This window comes from Bacteroides sp. OM05-12 (assembly GCF_003438995.1).
Taxonomy (GTDB): Bacteria; Bacteroidota; Bacteroidia; order Bacteroidales; family Bacteroidaceae; genus Bacteroides.
Genome location: NZ_QSUN01000001.1, coordinates 24,555 through 43,222, shown reverse-complemented (window position 1 = coordinate 43,222; position 18,668 = coordinate 24,555). Strand labels below are relative to the sequence as shown.

Below are 18,668 nucleotides of genomic sequence, written 5' to 3'. Positions count from 1 at the left end.
GAACAAAGGACCGTATGTTTGTAATCAATCGACCGTATGTTGAAAAACGGGTATCGGCGGACTCTCTTATTTAAGTCCTTCGATTAGTCTTTTTAGTACTACGGTGGCGGATATTTCCCGGTTGGCAGCTTCGGGGATCACGATGGATTGCGGACTTTCAATTACATCATCCGTGACAATCATGTTTCTGCGTACCGGCAGGCAATGCATAAAGTAAGCGTTGTTGGTTACGGCCATTTGTCGGTCACCGACAGTCCATTCACGGTCTTTGCTTAATATCTGACCGTAATTGTCTCCCGTATAGGCAGCCCAGTTCTTTGCATAGATGAAGTCTGCTCCTTCAAACGCTTTCATCTGGTCGTATTCCACTTTGGCGTGGCCTACAAACTTGGGGTCTAACTCATAGCCTTCCGGATGAGTGATAATGAAGTCATAATCCGTTGCATTCATCCATTCGGCAAAAGAGTTGGGTACGGCTTGCGGTAACGGACGAGGATGCGGAGCCCATGTCATGACTACTTTCGGACGGTCTTTCTTTTTATATTCTTCAATCGTTATCAGGTCGGCAAAGCTCTGTAACGGGTGGCGGGTTGCTGCTTCCATAGAGAATACCGGACGACCGGAGTGCCGGATGAACTGATTTAGTATCACCTCGTTGTAGTCGTCTTCTTTATTTTCGAACCTTGCAAAAGAGCGTACACCGATAATATCGCAATAACAGCCCATCACCGGAATGGCTTCGAGCAAATGCTCCGGTTTGTCGCCATCCATAATAACGCCCCGTTCCGTTTCCAGTTTCCATGCACCTTGATTGATGTCGAGCACAATGACGTTCATGCCCAAATTGAACGCTGCTTTTTGAGTACTCAGACGAGTGCGGAGGCTTGAGTTGAAGAAAATCATCATTAAAGTCTTGTTCTTACCCAGTTCACAGTATTTGAAACGATCTTTCTTTATTTCAAAAGCCTCGTTGAGGGCAGACTTTAAATCACCTATATCTTGTACACAAGTAAATTGTTTCATAGTTATAATTGTTTATTATTGATTTTTATTCTCTGATTTGTCCATCGCCTTTGATAACCCATTTATAAGAAGTGAGTTCCTCCAAACCCATCGGGCCTCTGGCGTGGAGCTTTTGGGTACTGATGCCTATCTCTGCACCCAGTCCGAACTGTGCGCCATCAGTAAATGCCGTCGACACATTGGTATAAACACAGGCGGCATCGACTGCACGTGTGAAATAATCGGCTGTCTCGCTGTCTTCCGTAACAATACATTCACTATGTCCCGAACCGTATTTTGTAATATGTGTGATGGCTGCATCTATATTGGAAACAGTAGCGACGGTCATCTTATAGTCCAGATATTCAGTGCCGTAGTTCTCCTCAGTAGCTCGTTTCAGCAACTCTTTGGGGTACGTTTTCTCTAGAAATGCGTATGCCGTAGAGTCGGCATAAAGAGTAACTCCTTTTGCTTGCAGACCCTCACAAAGGGTTGCCAGTTCACTCAGACGTTCTTTGTGAATGAGCAGGCAGTCCAGTGCATTGCATACGCTTACCCGGCGTGTTTTTGCATTGGTGACGATAGCCTTTCCCTTTGCTGCATCGCCTGCCTTATCAAAATAGACATGGCATACGCCTGCACCGGTTTCAATAACAGGTACGGCTGCATTGTGACGGACAAAATCAATCAGCTGCTTGCCGCCTCTCGGGATGATTAAATCTACATATCCTATAGCGTTCAGCAATTCCGTAGTTGCTTCCCTGTCGGCAGGAAGTAGCTCTACGGTGTGGGTATCTACGTGGAACTTCTCTAATACGGAATGAATAACATGCACGATGGCACGGTTTGAGAAGTCTGCATCGCTACCACCTTTGAGCAGGCAGGCATTACCCGATTTCAAACAAAGGGAAAATACATCGAAGCTGACATTCGGACGAGCTTCGTAGATAATCCCGATAACGCCGAAGGGTACACTGATACGGGTCAGTTCCATTCCGTTGGGACGCAGGGTGTGCTTCAACACTTTCCCAAGCGGTGACGGGAGGGAAGCTACGTTGCGGGTGTCGGAAGCAATGCCTTCAATACGTTCGGCTGTAAGCATCAGTCGGTCGTATTTGGGATTGTCTTTATCCATCCGTGCCAAATCCTTCTTGTTCTCAGCAAGGATATAATCTGTTTGCGCAACGGCAGCATCTGCCACAGCATTTAAGATATCGTTGATTTTGCAGTCTTCCAGCATAGCAAGCGAACGGCTTGCCATCCGAACTGATTCGAAAGTTTCTTTTAAGTTGTTTACCATCTTACTATTCCCGATTTTATTCCAGATACAAATAATCATAATGCACGAAAGGCTTTAACCCGTGCTTGCCCAACATCTTTTTCGCTTCCGCAGAGTCGAATCCTACTTTACCTACGCCTATTTGTTTACCCTTAAAATCCATAATACGGACAATATCGTCTTTCTCGAATTCACCTTCTATGTGTGTGACTCCTACGGGAAGAATGCTCACAGCCTTCTTACCTTTCAGCACTTTGGTAGCTTGCTCGTTGATATGTAATTCTCCTTTGGCAAATCCTTCCGAGTGGGCGATCCATTTCTTTACACTGGACACTTCTTCGTTGGAAGGGATGAAGCGGGTACAGACCGTTGTTTCCGGATGTTTCAACAAGTCGACCAGGATATTATCCCGTTTGCCGTTGGCTATGATAACGGTGATACCTTCATCGGCAACTTTGCGGGCAATGTTGGTTTTGGTAAGCATGCCTCCGCGTCCGAATCCTGATTTCTCGGTCTGTATATAGTCGGACAGATCTTTCCCGTGTTCTACTTCCCGTATTACCTTTGTGTTGGCATCGGAAGGAGAGCCGTTGTAAATTCCGTCTATGTTACTTAGTATGATTAGTGCTTGCATATCCATCATGGAAGCAATCATTCCGCTTAATTCATCGTTGTCGGTAAACATCAGTTCGGTAACGGAAATCGTGTCGTTCTCATTAACAATGGGAATAACGCCATTTTCCAACATTACCATCATGCAGTTACGTTGATTAAGGTAATGACGTCTTGTTCCGAAGTTCTCTTTGGTAGTGAGTACTTGCCCTACGGGAGTACCATGATCGCGAAACAGTTCGTAATATCGGTTGATGAGTTTGGCTTGTCCCACTGCAGAAAATAATTGGCGTTGGTCTACGCTATCCAGTTTCTTTGAGGCCTTTATCTCGCTTCTGCCGGATGCCACAGCACCGGAAGATATTAAAATGATCTCAATTCCGGCTTTTCGCAGTTCGGCTATCTGGTCTACGAGCGCCGACATACGTGTCACATCTAATGTGCCATCTTTACGGGTTAGTACGTTGCTACCGATCTTAACTGCTATTTTTGTAAATTGATATGTCATTTTACCGTTAATTTGGAAGCACAAATATAGGAAATATAATCGAATTGTAAGTAATGCATAATTAAAAATGAACAATGAAGAACGAATCTTGGTGTCGTTCTTCATTGTTCATCTCTCTCTCTTTATGTACAGAATCTTATTCGTCTTTATCTTTATCCTTTTGATCGATAAGTTGTAAAGCCGCTCCATAGTCAGCTTCGTTTACGAGTACTTTCATTTCTCCTCCCAAACCTGCATACGGGGCAGTGATGCTGCCCATCGTTTCGTCTTTTAGCATGGCGGGGATGTTATTAGATTCCAGCAAACCTTTCACTACTTCTGCCTCCCAAGGGGTACCACCGAATACTTCTACCAATGGGTCATTGTCTTTTGTTGCCATATATTTTTATATTTAAGTGAATACTCTAATTACAAATATAACAATTAAACTCCAAAAAGTTTGTTTTTAAACTCATAAAATTCTTATATTTGGAAACGGCAATTGTAAAACACGAGATAAATGAATGTCATCTATGTACTTTTGTTAACTATACTGAGCGTAATCTGTTTCTTTTTGTTGCTGAAAGTGTACAAATTGAGGAAAGATAATATCCTAATACTCAATGAACGCGACAGGTTGACTTCTCAACATGGCGAGGACTTCAACCGTTTGCTTGCCAATATTTTCGATAGTCTTCCTCTTCCCGTTATGGTAAAAGATAGCGGAAACGACTTAAAATATATTTATTGGAACACAGAAGCGGAAATCAAGATGGGATGGAAGCGTGAAGATGCTCTTGGAAAGACAGATATAGATATATTGGGAGAGAAGGAAGGAACCCGGATACGTGAAATTGATAAACAAGTTCTTCAAAATAGAAAAAGGATTATCTCGGACGAGATCGTTGAAAAAGACGGGAAAAAGATAGGTGATGTGCAGCTAATCAAGGTTGTATTGGAACATAGAACCGTAGAGCCTTGGGTATTAATGGTCTGGTGGGACGTTACTGCTTTAAAAGAAGCTCAAAGGAAAGCTGAAGAAGCTGATCATCTAAAAGCTACCTTCATAACAAATATGACACATGAGATACGTACTCCTTTGAATGCGATAGCCGGTTTCTCAAGATTGATTTTGAACGGCAATCCGGAGGAACAAAAGGTTTATTCGGAAGTTGTGGAGCATAATATCGACATTCTTTTGAAATTAATGAACGATATTTGGGATATCGCCCAGATTGAAGCGAATATGATTTCTTTTGATTATTCCCGTTTTAATATAAATGATATGCTGGGTGACTTGGAATCGCTTTTTTGCTTACCGTCAGATAAGGATATGTCTGTGATTATTTCTTGTGATAAGAATGCAGAAGGTTGTGCGGTTTACTCCGATAAAACTAAGCTGTTCAGAGTAATGAACGGTCTGATAAAGAATGCGATTAAATTTACCTCTGAGGGAACGATCAAGTTTGGCTCGGAGCTTATCAATGGAGGTGATATGGTCCGTCTATATGTGTCTGATACCGGAAGAGGGATTCCGGAGGATAAAAGAGAAGAAATATTTGAGCGTTTTGTTAAACTGGACGACTTTACGCAAGGGGCGGGATTAGGACTTTTTGTTTGTAAGAAGTTGATTCATAGTTTAGGCGGAGAAATCGGTTTGGATTCAGAGGAAGGTAAAGGTTCTACCTTCTGGGTAAAACTTCCGGTTAGTAAAGACTGATCAAATAAAAGGCGAAAGATATGGAGGTACTGATAGGGATATTATTCGGATTATTAGTCGCTTTTCTAGTTTGTTGGATAAGCAGGGGAATGATATTGGAATTGTTAATCTTACGAGCGTTGAAACGTCGTTTACCTCATTTTCTACCCAATGCTGCATTTATAGTGAACAATCCTTTTGCTGTGGTCGATTGTAATCGTTATGATATAGAGTTGTTCCCTTTTTTACGGGAAGAGATTATCGGTTCTAACCTATGGGATTTACTTCCGGCAGAGATTACGAGCCGTATTTATAAAGGTTACAGAGATACAGTGAATACGGGTAAGATAAGAACAATTAAATTGTTTATTATGTTGGATACTATGGAACGTATGGAGTTGGAATTACGTTTTGTGCCCTTGTCCCGTTGTAAATACATTGTAGCGATATTTAGGATAGTTGAGAATTGAAAATGCAAAGAAAGTTTTCACATTTTCAATTCTCAATTTTCAATTTTCAATTCTCAATTATTTCGATCCTTATCTCTGATCTCCACTCTGCGGATTTTCCCGCTGATAGTTTTAGGTAATTCCTCTACAAATTCGATGACACGAGGATATTTGTACGGAGCAGTTACTTTCTTGACATGGTTTTGTAATTCTTTGATAAGTTCTTCACCTGCACGGTCTTTATATTCCTTTGCCAGTACAATGGTAGCTTTCACCACTTGTCCGCGTATCTCATCGGGTACTCCGGTGATGGCACATTCCACTACGGCGGGGTGGGTCATTAAGGCACTTTCCACTTCAAACGGGCCGATGCGGTAACCGGAACTCTTGATAACATCGTCTGCACGTCCGATGAACCACAGATAACCGTCTTCATCCTTCCAAGCCACATCTCCTGTGTAGTAGATACCTGCATGCCATGCTTCGTGTGTGCGCTGCGGGTCACGATAGTATTCTTTGAACAGGCCGATAGGCTTACCTTTGTCTGTACGAATAATGATTTGTCCCTGTTCTCCGGCTTCGGCAGAGCGTCCGTCCGGTGTGATCAGGTCTACGTCATATTGCGGATTAGGTACACCCATACTTCCCGGTTTCGGTTCCATCCAAGGGAAAGTAGCTACGGTAAGCGTTGTTTCGGTTTGTCCGAAGCCTTCCATCAGCTTAATACCTGTCAATTTTTTGAAGGTATCGAATACGGCAGGGTTCAAAGCCTCTCCGGCGATTGTGCAATATTTCAGTGACGATAAATCGTATTTACTCAGATCTTCACGAATAAGGAACCGGAAGATAGTGGGAGGGGCGCACAAGGAGGTGATGTGACAGTCTTGTATCTTTTTCAGAATCTCTGCGGGTGTAAACTTCTCATGGTCGTATACAAATATGTTTGCTCCGGCAATCCATTGCCCGTATAGTTTACCCCATACGGCTTTTCCCCATCCGGTATCGGCAATGGTCAGGTGCAGACTCTCTTCGTTGAGGTTGTGCCAGAAACTACCCGTTACTATATGCCCTAATGGATAAGTGAAGTCATGCGCCACCATCTTCGGCTCTCCCGTAGTGCCGGATGTGAAGTACATTAGTGAAATATCCTCATTACTGTTGGCGTGTTCGGGACGTACGAACGGTACTGCATTTATGATGCCTTTGTGGAAGTCGTCGAAACCTTCGGGTATGTACGGGCCTACGCTTACCACATGTTTCACAGTGGGTGATTCAGGCATGGCTTCCTTAATATGATCGGTGATGATCGATTCTCCTGCACAGACAATCATTTTGATGTCTGCCGCATTACAACGGTACACAATGTCTTTCTTCGTTAGCAAATGGGTGGCCGGTATCACTACTGCGCCAAGTTTGTGCAGTGCGATGATAGAGAACCAGAACTCATAACGTCGTTTCAGTATCAGCATCACCATATCACCATGACCGATACCCAGACTTTGGAAATAAGAGGCGGTCATGTCCGTGTATTTCTTTATCTCTGCGAAAGAGAACTGTTTATATTCGCCTCGGTCGTTTGTCCAACAGAGAGCATTCTTTTCCGGCTGTTCTTCCGCCCATGCGTCTACCACGTCATAGCCGAAGTTAAAATTATCCGGAACTTTCAGCTTGAAATTCTTTATAAAATCTTCCTGAGAAGAAAAATGAGTCTGTTCTAAAAATCTTTCTACCATTGTTTCCTTTTATTCTTCGTTGAGTTGTTACATGATTACGGCGAGGAATTTCAACGCTTTTCCATCCAATGCTTTCATTCCGTGCGGTAATTTTGAGTTGAAATAGATACTGTCTCCCTGATTCAGGATTAACTCCTTGCCGTTGATGCTCAGTAGCATACGACCGGATAATACCATATTGAATTCTTGTCCCGTATGTGAGTTATAGTGTATCGGGGTATCATCGTCTTTCGGCTCTACGGTGACGATAAACGGATCCGCTTTGCGGTTCATGAATCCCGATGCCAGTGATTGGTATTTGTACGCTTGTGTGCGCTCGATGGATACTCCCATTCCGGCACGCGTCAGGAAGTAAGAACTCATCTTAGGTTCTTCACCAAACATCAGCGCATCTAGTGAGATGTCATATTGCCGGGCAATCTTTTGTAATAAACTAACGGAGATATCTGCTTCGCCGCTCTCTGCCAGACGATATTCATCCACGGGAATTTCACATGTATCCGCTATTTCTTGTGTGGTCAGTTCAAGTACTTCCCGCAATCCACGCAGGCGTTCTGCAATTTGTCTTATTTGGTTGTTCATAATCAATTTTTCTACAAAAGTAGGGAAAATATATTATAAACGCATCAAATATGTCTGTTTAAATAACAAATTAATAGTCAAAATCGAATTTTGTTATTCGAAGTTTCATATGGTTACTTACTGGCCTTCATTGCTTTGATGATTGCAGATGTAAATCCGGCATGATCCAGTTCATTGATACCTTTGATGGTGATGCCTCCCGGTGTAGTTACCTTATCAATCTCTACGGAAGGATGTGTGTCATTCTTTAAAATCAACTCTGCTGCACCTTTTACGGACTGGGCTACCATTTTCATAGCATCTTTCGGGTACACTCCCATTTCGATACCTGCTTGCATGGCTGCTTGGATATATTTCAAAACATAGGCAATGCCGCAGGATGTGAGTGCGGTTGTTGCCGCTATCTGACTTTCGGGTATAAGCATTGCCATTCCCATTTCGTTGAAAATGTCCAGCATCAATTGTTCCTGTTCCTTGCCGGCACCGTGTGAAGCTATCAATGTCATGCTTTCCAATTGCGATATGGCAGTGTTGGGAATCACACGGAACATCGTTTCTGCTTTCGAGTATTGTGCCAATGTCTCGAATGTGATGCCGGCAGCTACTGATACCACTATTTGTTCTTTGGCAATATCGAGCCCTTTCATTACTGTTTCCATCAGCCAAGGCTTTACGGCAAGAATTATCATATCGGCGGTTTTTGTAGCTTCTGCATTGTCGCTGGTGATGCAAATTTCAGGATATTCCGCTTTCAGTGCTTCCAGTTTCCCGATACTACGGTTCGCTACCGTGATTTCGTCTGCTTGTATGATACTACCTTGTGCCAATCCTCTTGCAATGGCTCCACCCATATTCCCGGCTCCGATAATTGCTATTTTCATAAATATCTCCTTTCCTGATAAACGTTGGTATTATGCAAAGGTAGAAATATTTAGACGAATAGGTTATATTTGAAATAAAAAATCAAGTCCTATTCTGCTTTTTGGATTAATTCCGTACATTTGTCGCTGTGCAAGAGAAAGACACATAAATCTAATTCAAACACTGGTTACCGATGCAAACAATTTCCGCGGCTGCGTTTACAGATACCAAACCGCATTATAATATATTGGACGGATTAAGAGGAGTGGCAGCTATTACTGTTGTCTGTTTTCATTTATTCGAAGCTTATGCGACAAGTCATTTAGACCAGCAACTCAATCATGGATATTTAGCCGTAGATTTCTTTTTTATCCTATCGGGTTTTGTCGTTGGTTATGCCTATGATGACCGATGGAAAACCATGAAAATAAAAGACTTTCTTAAACGCAGGTTTATCCGACTGCAACCTATGGTCGTGATAGGTGCCATTATCGGAGCCATTATGTTTTATTTTCAAGGTTGTTCGGTGTGGGATGTGTCAAAGGTATCTATAGGCATGTTATTACTTGCCACCTTGCTTAATGTCTGTTTGATTCCGGCTACTCCGGGTTTTGAGATTCGGGGAGTTGGTGAAATGTATCCTTTGAATGGACCGAGTTGGTCTTTATTCTTTGAGTATATCGGGAATATTTTGTATGCCTTGTTCATCCGTAAGCTTTCTATAAGGAATCTTACGATATTTGTTCTGCTGGCAGGACTCGGATTGGCGGCCTTTTCCATATTCGGGCCATACGGTGATATATGCGTAGGCTTTTCATTGACTGATGATAATATGGTTGGCGGTTCTCTGCGCATATTGTTTTCATTTCCTGCCGGTTTATTGTTATCACGTATTTTTAAGCCTGTTCACATAAAAGGAGCTTTCTGGATATGTAGCTTGTCGGTAGTAGTTTTGCTTGTGATACCACGTATAGGTGATGGCGAGAGTTTATGGATGAACGGTTTATACGATACGGTATGTTTTGCTTTTCTTTTTCCGTTACTCGTCTATTTAGGGGCTTCAGGGAAAACGACAGACAAACATACTACCCGGGTATGTAAGTTCTTAGGAGATATATCTTATCCTTTATATATGGTGCATTATCCATTTATATATCTGTATTATGCTTGGGTGAAAAATGAAAGTCTCACATTCGTTCAATCCTTACCTGGAGCTTTGGCTTTAGTTATAGGCAATATTTTATTGGCCTATCTATGTTTAAAATTGTATGATGAACCTGTGCGGAAGTATTTGGCTAAGCATTTTTTGCGGATTACAAAGTAGATAATGGGTAGTTGAAATAAAGCTGCCTTCATAATTTTCATTATAAAGACAGCTTTTTCTAAGGTTTAGGTTTGTTTTTAATTATTGAACTAGAATCTTACCAAAAGAAACTTTATTCCCTGATTTAATCTTGATAATGTATATGCCGGTTGCCCAGTCTGCTGTATTGATCTGATGCGAAGCGTCTTGTGTTGTTACTCTTCTGCCTTGTGCGTCAATTATACTAACATTATCAATTGCTTTATCCAACAGAATAATACCTGTTTCCATATCATAAACAAACATTGACTCATTCAATGCGGATTTTATGCTGGATGGTGCTTCTACCGTAATCATTGTTTCAACAAAATCTGAGTATTGTTTTTCGTCATTAGCCATTGGATATACGGCTTGCACTTTAATCAAATGTTTTCCTTTTGATAAATTGTCGAACACCATAGAGTGATTATTGGTTTTTCCAACTAACTCTTCATCTAAATATACATTAAACGTCGCTAATTGGAAAATATCGGATTCTTTATAACCAATATAAATGTCATCTAAAGCGAATACGAACTTTTGTTCGGAAATGCATCTGATCGTGATATACTTGGCTTCCTTAGGTATGTCATAAACAAATTGTGTCCACATTCCTCCAACACTCTGAGGAGCAGTTGTTATCCATGTTACATCTTCAGGGGTTGCTTCCTCTTCACAATAGCCTACCATAAATGTCTCATCACCTAAAAGTCCGAAATAACCGGCTTTTGCATAGAAACTCAAAACAAAATCCGTTTCAAACGATAATGACGGAGAAAACAGATAATCGTTATTAGCTCCTTCTATAGCTGCCATATCCACTAATACTTTGTCTCCACTGTGTGGCTGAACATATTCCAAAATACTTGGAGAAGTCTGGCTCGGATTAAATGCCATATAAGCCATTGGAGATTCCATATTGTTAAATTCGCATAACTGCATTCCGTAAGTTGCTTTACGATCTACATCTGTATATGTCCATCCTAGTTCTCCTGCGGGATTGATTGAAAAATCTTCCATTCCTTCAAAATCTTCAAATATACCTTCTTCTGTATTCCAATTGAAAGTTACATTTGTCGTATTTTCATCTTGTACAGCTTTTGCATTAAACGGACTTTTAGGAATGAAGTCCAGTTCAAATTCCATCTCACCTGTATCTCCTGTAAATGTCCATGCAAACGAAGACGGTTCGAATCCATCTCTAATAACTGTCATGTTATACATTCCTTTTCTAATGCCCTTAAATACCGTTTTATGACCTTCTGCCACTTTTGTATAGGTGTATTCCGGTTTATCCGCATTTTCTAAGGTAATAACAGCGCCTTTAGACATATCTACGGCTGTACTGGTCGTTACTATTATAGTGACATCAGTACTCATTAAGTGTTCGATTTCCTCGGAATAACCTATGTCAGACATCTTACCATCTGCGTATACAGCTTGAACTGCATATTGATATGATCCCTGAGGCAACTGATTAAACTTACGGTCAATATAAGTCAGATCTGTCAGATTTGCATCCAATTTTGTCCAGCTATCTTGATTTTCTTTATCCTCTACATTTAATCTCCACACATTATAAGTAAATTCTCCTGCTTCTGCATACGCTTGGTTCATACGTGGCATAACGACATTTTTAATAGAACGGTATTGATTGGCAATATTTCTTGCCGGAGCAAGTTGAGGAACTCCAAGAGGCGAACCGATTCCTCGTACAAGGAAATTTCCTTTATTATAAGATGTGATACCATCATTAACATAATCATATGAGTAACAAGAGTGGCTGGAACCTTCCCCGTCATAAACAAGACCGACTCCTGCTTTGTTACCTATAGCCAATATTCCTCCGTATGGAAGAACTATTTCTTCCGGAAATCTATATTCAGACCATTCATTATCAGTATTTGGAACATCTTTTTTACAATATACCAAATTGTTGGACAATGATCCATTTTTATTTAAAGAGAATATATATATATCTGTTGTGTTGTGGTTTCCTTGAAAATCCGATAATACCCATTTTATTCCTGATAATACCATCGGGTAATTAAATACGTTTCCTGCGATAGCAAATTCAGGAGTTGGACTGCTTATAGAAATGAGTCCACCATCTTTATTGCCATTATCACAACTTATTTCTGTTTCCTTCAAAGGCATCATCCAAGAAAGTAGCACTCCGGCGTCAATTGTTTCGGCTTTTATATTTAAAGGAGTAACGACGCGGGTTTTCATCACAATTTCTCCCAGTTTCACAGGACTGTTTGTCAATGCAAATTCTTCTACATGAGTTATCTTAAGATCCTTTTCTATTTTTAATGTGTACTTTTCACATTCACGCACTTTTTCTATTGCAAATTTTCCGTCTTCATCTGTAATAGTGTTATAAGAAAGCTCTCCGGTTAGAGTGACTACCGCATTTTTTACAGGGGCACCGCTTTCATCAACTACAGTAGCGCTTACTGTTTCATAATTCGCTGCTATTAATCTAATATCGTGCGTAACAGTTTTCTTTGCTTCAATGGTTATGGTTTCTAAATATGGATCATGTCCGTCCTGATTCACACTAATTTTATATTCTCCGGCAGGAACATCTTTGAAACTATATTTCCCGTTTTCATCTGTTATGCAATCTGTTTTTTTATAATATTCACCTTGTAAAGAAACCGTGACTCCACTAAGAATATCATCTTTAGAGTTGGTTAATGTTCCTTCCAACACTCCGTCTGACAATTCTGTTACAAGAATGCTATTTAAACTAAAAATACTGGTGCTAGGGGTTGTAATGTGAAATCCGATGTTATAATCTCCGGTTAAACCTTCCGGAAAAAAATCTAATAACTTAATAGTTCTGATCTCTTTTTTCGTTTGCCAATCAAGTTGAGTTGGCTCCAACAAAAAGGTGGTTTGGGCTTCCACATTGTTGCCGTTGCCGATAGTTACCGCAATCGTTTCATAATACGAACCTGAACCAGTCCAGTAGATTCTTAATATAGGATTCTTCAATGTACCGGAAAAGGTGATTGTCGGAGAAATAAACCAATCATCAGCACCCCTTCCTCTATAGCCTGCATACAAATAGTTACCTTCCCAATACCATTTAGAACCATCTTCATCACTGTCGATAACTGTCCACTGATCAAATTCTTCGTATGTACTAAATCCGCAGTAGAAGAAATCTGTTGAGGCTTCTTTTATTTCACTGTAGACATACTGAAAATTAAAACTTAGTAGCAATACTGCTAATAAAAAATGTAAATGTTTCATAGCATTAAATTAATTTTAAATATAAACTTGACATTAGTCATCTAACTATTAAGAATTTATGTGTACATGAAGCACTGTCAATATTAAACCGGATAAAGTATATTCCTTTATCTAAAGAATTTACATCTATCTTAGATGGATAAAAAGTAACAGCTCTCATCATATTACCGGCGGTGTCATAAATTACTGCATTATCATAATTGCCATTTATATACAGGTATCCGTCCGAAGGGTTACTATAAACCTTTAATTCTTGTTTTTCTTGTTGTATATCCGATAAAGAAACCGGATTCGAATCAATCAAATCAATTTCATCTGCATTGTATACTTTGCAATTATTCGGATCTTTTTGGTCACTGTTTGCTATAAAGGCGATCACATGCATTTTTTTATCCACCCATTCTTCCGGTAAAGTAAAAGTGTATTCCTTAGAATGGAATAAGTTTCCGGTAAATTCAATCGGATCTCCCCAGGTGGAGGTTATCACTTTACGAATGGCATGACTATGATAATATTCATCCGGATTAGGGGCAGACTCTTGTTCCCCTAAAATACTGTCTTCTGTCAAGACTATATTCAGACAAATATTATCACCACCTAACTGGCTGACATTTTCTGCTGTAACCTCTCCAAATGCGGAAACTGTCAACAAACGGTTGTTCGGATTGTATTTTCTGTCTATTGATAAAGAAACCAATGCCGGAGATGTCATACTCTGTTCTATCAGTTTTGATGTATTACTGTTTCTGACAAAGAATGCAGGACCGGGACTTCCCGCACCACTACCGTTGTCCGCTCCATAGCTGGCCATGTTAGTGCGATCCAACATCATTGCCGGGGCATAATAACTTCCATTACCCATGGCGTTTTTAAAGAAAAACAGGTAATCATTACTTTCCGCTATTGTTAAGTCATCTGTTCCGTAGCCGGCATGGTGTACCACTCTAATAATATCTCTCTTATATTTTAAAGCTTGTTCTATAGTTAAATGTGCAGAAGGGCAATTTTTACATAGCATCGTGGAATACTGTTCAAGTAAAATCTTACGATTAGTGTACTCGTCCCTACAGAATATTCGTTCCACCTTTCCCGTATTATCGGAATCATTTTCATCCATCATTCCGTTTATTTTATCTATCTTTATATTTAAGTCATAAATACTACTTTCATCAATTATAATGTTTTCTAAAGGAACTATTCCTAAATCATTAGTTGCAATAGAGATGCCGTCAATTGTTGTTGTTACAGGACTTTGTCCTTCAATGGTGTAAGTAACGGTCATCTGATTGATGTCGGCAGCAGCCATATTTCTTATTATCATATCTATGGGAAATGCTTTACCCGGAGCAGCATACTTTTTGGCTGATATACTAAACAAAGAAGCATCATTTTGAGGCAGGTTATCTCCTTTTACAATAGCTTGTAGGTTTAGGCATCCTCCTCCCTGATGTCCCCAACTCCTTTCCTCATTAGCAGATTGGGCTATACTTAACCAATCAGCATAATTATTGTCCGTGCCTCCGTCTAATGAGGTGACATCACCTTGGGCAATATAGCTAAAACCAATAAATAATTCTTCTCCTGTTATCTCAAAGGGAGTATTAAGTGTAATCTCATTCCAACCAACTTCAAGCCTGTCAACATTCTGAGTATATATCGGCTTTTCTTTCAAATTTTTAGTGATGAATATATCATTTTCCTGTTCTTTTAGTTTGTCACCAATTGCCAAACGGATATCTGTGATTCTGTTTCCTTTCAAGCGTTGCATATATTCTGCCGGAAATTGTATCGCGCCTTTTAAATACACTCTGAATTCCGAACCAACATTTAAAGTAAGATCGCCTTGGGTGTATCCTATTTTCATGGTTGTAGATTTTTCTTCTGCATTATTTGTTAATGCCATCATTTTCGCTGAACACAACAATAATGCTACTAAAATCAAGTCTTGCAGTATAAATCTTTTCATAAGTATTATAATTAAAGTGTCATTGACCTTTTGTTTCAAGAAAGAGCTGTCTTAGAAGTTTTCTTTTTATAATCTATAAATTCGTATCGAATAAGACTATTTATTTAATAGATTTCAAATCTATCGTTTATATTTAATTCTAATTAATTTTGTAAAGGTGGATTTATTAAAATAAGTCTATATATTATAAAGAATTGTCCAGAAGTGGTTATGCGCAGCTTTTGAATGCGAGTATATGTGACAATATTAAGTATGTTTTTAATTGGTTTGAGGCATAACCTTTAAAGGATTTATCACTGAGCTTATATGATTGTTAGCATTCTACTAATAAAAAACAGGTAAGGCACATGAAGATATAATGGCATAATTTCCCATTTAAACCATAATATAGATATTGATGGCTTTTAAATAGTGTATTGCTTTCTTGAGAGAATGTTTTAGTGAGAGAATAGGTTGAGGGAATAAACAAACTATTGATAAAAAGAAAAAGCCCTGAAAATCAGGGCTTTCTTCTTGTTCTGGTGATCCGCTTGGGGCTCGAACCCAAGACCCCAACATTAAAAGTGTTGTGCTCTACCAGCTGAGCTAGCGAATCAATCCTCTTTTGCTGTTAAGCGGGTGCAAAGATAGAGACTTTTATTTAAACTCCAAACTTTTGAAAGGTTATTTTTTTGTATTTCTTTCCTCTATTTCTATTTCTTCTTGATTATTAGTAACTTCCGGCTGATAAGATGTTATCTTTTCGTTGCCGACAATGAAGCGTTGGTAGTAGGAGAGCATTAGAGTTGTTAGCGGAAGAGCGATAATCATGCCTAGAATACCCATTAATGAACCCCATATTGAGAGGGAGAGTAAAATAATGGCAGGATTTAGTCCGGTGATCTTTCCCATGACCTTAGGCACAATGATGGTATCCTGTATGATTTGTACAATACAGAATACAGCTAATGCTGCCAGCATGATGAACCAGAAGTTTTGACCTGTATCTGCCGCTTTCAAGAGGGCCAGCATAATGGTAGGGATGAATCCTATCAACTGTAAATAAGGGACCATGTTGAGAGCTCCGATAAACAACCCTAAACCGATAGCTAACGGGAAGTCGATGATTAGAAAACCGATGCAGAATAAGATACCTACACAGAAAGCAACCAATGCCTGACCTCTGAAATACTTATTCATACCATGCTGCATATCGTAAACCAGTCCGGATACAAACTTACGGTACTTCATCGGTAGCAAATGTAACCAGCCTTCCGCGATAGATTCGTAATCCAAAAGAATGAAAACGATGTATAATAATATAATGAAAGATGCAAAAATACTGAATAGGATGTTGACAGACTGTGCTAACATATTCCACACCCGGGGAAGAGTGTTCCGAAGTGTATTCATGATATTCTCTTCTGATAGCATGTTGCTCAGCCATTTCATATCAACGTATTCTTTGATAAATTGGGAAACATTTCCGGGAATGGCGGAGGTCTGTGCTCCATCTATGAAATAAGTTATCAAAAGGTCTTTCAGTTTGCCGAATTCTTCTATCATAGGCGGCACGAAAATCAGGAATGCAGCAACACCCAAACAAAGTACGGTGGCAAGTGCACAGAAAATGGATAATATCCGACTTTTAAATTTTAGCCGATACTGGAAAAACTTGACAAGTGGGTAAATCATATAAGCTATCAGCCATGCGATGAAAAAAGGAAGGAGCACTCCGCTAAGCCGATTGAAAAGATATAAAATGCCTACGATGACAACTAACCCCAATATACTTCGGATAAAACTGTCGAAAGTAATTTTTTTGTCAAGCATAACTCTAATTATTAGGTCCTTATTTTATTCGTCATTGTTCAATGCCTTATTGTAACACTCCCTGCAAAGAGGTTCGTATTCATCTTTTTCGCCAAGCAACACTCGTTTGTCGTTTTTAACAATACGATGTGATACATACGCCAACTGTCCGCATTTAACGCAAATAGCATGTACCTTTGTTACTTCATCTGCAATCGCGCATAGAGCCGGAATCGGTCCGAAAGGGACACCTTTATAATCCATATCCAATCCGGCAATGATAACCCGTATGCCATTATTCGCCAATTGATTACATACATTTACCAGACCTTCGTCGAAAAATTGCGCTTCATCAATACCTACTACATCTATTTCTGAAGTAAATAACAAGATGCTCGCCGATGAATCTATCGGTGTGGACGCTATCGAATTACTGTCATGTGATACGACGTTTTCTTCCGAATAGCGCACGTCCATTGCCGGCTTGAATATCTCTACCCGTTGTTTGGCAAACTTTGCTCTTTTTAATCTCCGGATTAATTCTTCTGTTTTGCCGGAAAACATCGAACCGCATACCACCTCGATTCTTCCTCTTCTCCGGGTTTCCTGTACATGATCTTCTGAAAAAACTACCATTATAGTATGTTTATAGGCTTTTGTTATGATTTCTTTTTTGCAAAAGTAATATAACTATGAAATAAAGGAGTATTATTTTCTGAATTATTTTTAAGTGATAGACGTTTAATTTCCCATGATAATATGCAAGAACTGTTAAATTAACGGTTCGTTTTAAGAATTGAATATTATTTATTTCTACATTTGCGTCATAGTTCATGGTAAAGAGTTATGAATTGAAATCAAATGGCTATGGGACGATTGTATGTAGTACCGACTCCGGTTGGAAATCTGGAAGATATGACCTTCAGGGCAATTCGCATTTTGAAGGAAGCCGATTTGATACTTGCCGAAGATACCCGAACTTCAGGGATACTCCTCAAACATTTTGAAATCAAGAAGCCAATGCAATCCCATCATAAGTTCAATGAACATCAGATGGTGGAAAGTGTTGTTAATAGAATAAAGGGTGGCGAAACGATAGCCTTGATATCAGACGCCGGTACACCCGGTATCTCTGACCCCGGTTTTTTGGTAGTCCGAGAATGTGTGCGTAATGGAATTGAGGTGCAGTGCCTTCCCGGTGCTACGGCTTTTGTTCCGGCTTTGGTTGCTTCGGGATTGCCTAACGAAAAATTTTGTTTCGAAGGCTTTTTGCCTCAGAGAAAAGGGAGAATGACCCGTCTGAAAGCATTACAGGACGAATCCCGGACAATGGTTTTTTATGAATCGCCTTATCGGTTGCTGAAAACATTGATACAGTTTGCCGAGTATTTCGGTGCGGAAAGGAACGCGTCCGTTGCACGTGAGATATCAAAGATTCATGAAGAGTCGGTACGGGGTACACTTGCCCGGCTGATAGAACATTTTACGGCGACAGAACCGAGAGGTGAAATTGTGATTGTAGTAGCGGGCAAGGATGGAAAGAAAGTAGAAGATGCTGAATGAGCAAATGAAAAAATAAATTCACATTAAAACGTAAATGT

15 protein-coding genes and 1 tRNA gene are annotated in these 18,668 nt (G+C 39.9%); 4 read left to right on the top strand and 12 right to left on the bottom strand.

What is annotated here, in order from left to right; translation table 11 throughout:
• Positions 1–66: 66 nt before the first annotated feature.
• The 4 genes from DXB63_RS00245 to DXB63_RS00230 form a co-directional block, all read right to left on the bottom strand.
• Entirely contained in the window at positions 67–1,023 is a 957-nt protein-coding gene (locus tag DXB63_RS00245) for an acetylornithine carbamoyltransferase (protein WP_122124365.1), read from the bottom strand.
• A 25-nt stretch (positions 1,024–1,048) separates the two neighbouring features.
• Entirely contained in the window at positions 1,049–2,302 is a 1,254-nt protein-coding gene (locus tag DXB63_RS00240; protein WP_122124675.1) for a glutamate-5-semialdehyde dehydrogenase, read from the bottom strand.
• A 16-nt stretch (positions 2,303–2,318) separates the two neighbouring features.
• Positions 2,319–3,401 carry a glutamate 5-kinase gene (proB, locus tag DXB63_RS00235; RefSeq protein ID WP_122124364.1) on the bottom strand — a complete coding sequence of 361 codons (1,083 nt, stop codon included), beginning with the start codon at positions 3,399–3,401 and terminating at the stop codon, positions 2,319–2,321.
• 136 nt (positions 3,402–3,537) lie between these two features.
• Positions 3,538–3,780, bottom strand: a complete 243-nt coding sequence (locus tag DXB63_RS00230) for a DUF2007-related protein (protein ID WP_122124363.1) — start codon at positions 3,778–3,780, stop codon at positions 3,538–3,540.
• Positions 3,781–3,900: 120 nt separating this feature from the next.
• On the opposite strand from DXB63_RS00230, the gene DXB63_RS00225 reads away from it, so the two are divergent.
• Positions 3,901–5,100, top strand: coding sequence for a PAS domain-containing sensor histidine kinase (locus DXB63_RS00225; RefSeq protein ID WP_122124362.1), 1,200 nt, complete (start codon positions 3,901–3,903; stop codon positions 5,098–5,100).
• Positions 5,101–5,120: 20 nt separating this feature from the next.
• Entirely contained in the window at positions 5,121–5,549 is a 429-nt protein-coding gene (locus DXB63_RS00220; RefSeq protein WP_122348105.1) for a PAS domain-containing protein, read from the top strand.
• Positions 5,550–5,602: 53 nt separating this feature from the next.
• Here the strand turns inward: DXB63_RS00220 and DXB63_RS00215 are convergent, their stop codons facing one another.
• The 3 genes from DXB63_RS00215 to proC form a co-directional block, all read right to left on the bottom strand.
• Positions 5,603–7,261 carry an AMP-binding protein gene (locus tag DXB63_RS00215; RefSeq protein ID WP_122124360.1) on the bottom strand — a complete coding sequence of 553 codons (1,659 nt, stop codon included), beginning with the start codon at positions 7,259–7,261 and terminating at the stop codon, positions 5,603–5,605.
• Positions 7,262–7,288: 27 nt separating this feature from the next.
• Positions 7,289–7,843 (bottom strand): helix-turn-helix domain-containing protein, encoded by a 555-nt coding sequence (locus DXB63_RS00210; protein WP_122124359.1) that lies wholly within the window; start codon positions 7,841–7,843, stop codon positions 7,289–7,291.
• A 113-nt stretch (positions 7,844–7,956) separates the two neighbouring features.
• The gene (proC, locus tag DXB63_RS00205; RefSeq protein WP_122124358.1) at positions 7,957–8,724 is read right to left on the bottom strand and encodes a pyrroline-5-carboxylate reductase; all 768 of its coding nucleotides are present in this window, start codon (positions 8,722–8,724) and stop codon (positions 7,957–7,959) included.
• A 173-nt stretch (positions 8,725–8,897) separates the two neighbouring features.
• On the opposite strand from proC, the gene DXB63_RS00200 reads away from it, so the two are divergent.
• Positions 8,898–10,028 carry an acyltransferase gene (locus DXB63_RS00200; protein ID WP_122124357.1) on the top strand — a complete coding sequence of 377 codons (1,131 nt, stop codon included), beginning with the start codon at positions 8,898–8,900 and terminating at the stop codon, positions 10,026–10,028.
• 81 nt (positions 10,029–10,109) lie between these two features.
• On the opposite strand, the gene DXB63_RS00195 is transcribed toward DXB63_RS00200, so the two are convergent.
• The 5 genes from DXB63_RS00195 to DXB63_RS00175 form a co-directional block, all read right to left on the bottom strand.
• Positions 10,110–13,310 carry a carboxypeptidase regulatory-like domain-containing protein gene (locus DXB63_RS00195; RefSeq protein WP_122124356.1) on the bottom strand — a complete coding sequence of 1,067 codons (3,201 nt, stop codon included), beginning with the start codon at positions 13,308–13,310 and terminating at the stop codon, positions 10,110–10,112.
• A 37-nt stretch (positions 13,311–13,347) separates the two neighbouring features.
• Positions 13,348–15,276: an Omp28-related outer membrane protein gene (locus DXB63_RS00190; protein ID WP_122124355.1), complete on the bottom strand. Its 1,929-nt coding sequence runs from the start codon at positions 15,274–15,276 to the stop codon at positions 13,348–13,350.
• A gap of 519 nt (positions 15,277–15,795) precedes the next feature.
• A tRNA-Lys gene (locus tag DXB63_RS00185) sits at positions 15,796–15,871 on the bottom strand.
• Between the two features lie 68 nt (positions 15,872–15,939).
• Positions 15,940–17,088 (bottom strand): AI-2E family transporter, encoded by a 1,149-nt coding sequence (locus DXB63_RS00180; RefSeq protein WP_122124354.1) that lies wholly within the window; start codon positions 17,086–17,088, stop codon positions 15,940–15,942.
• A gap of 24 nt (positions 17,089–17,112) precedes the next feature.
• A complete protein-coding gene (locus DXB63_RS00175) occupies positions 17,113–17,703 on the bottom strand; it encodes a thymidine kinase (protein ID WP_122124353.1) in 591 nt (196 codons plus the stop codon).
• 231 nt (positions 17,704–17,934) lie between these two features.
• Here DXB63_RS00175 and rsmI point away from each other — a divergent pair, with 231 nt between their 5' ends.
• On the top strand, positions 17,935–18,630 hold the full coding sequence (gene rsmI, locus DXB63_RS00165) for a 16S rRNA (cytidine(1402)-2'-O)-methyltransferase (protein ID WP_122124674.1): 696 nt from the start codon (positions 17,935–17,937) through the stop codon (positions 18,628–18,630).
• Positions 18,631–18,668: the final 38 nt, after the last annotated feature.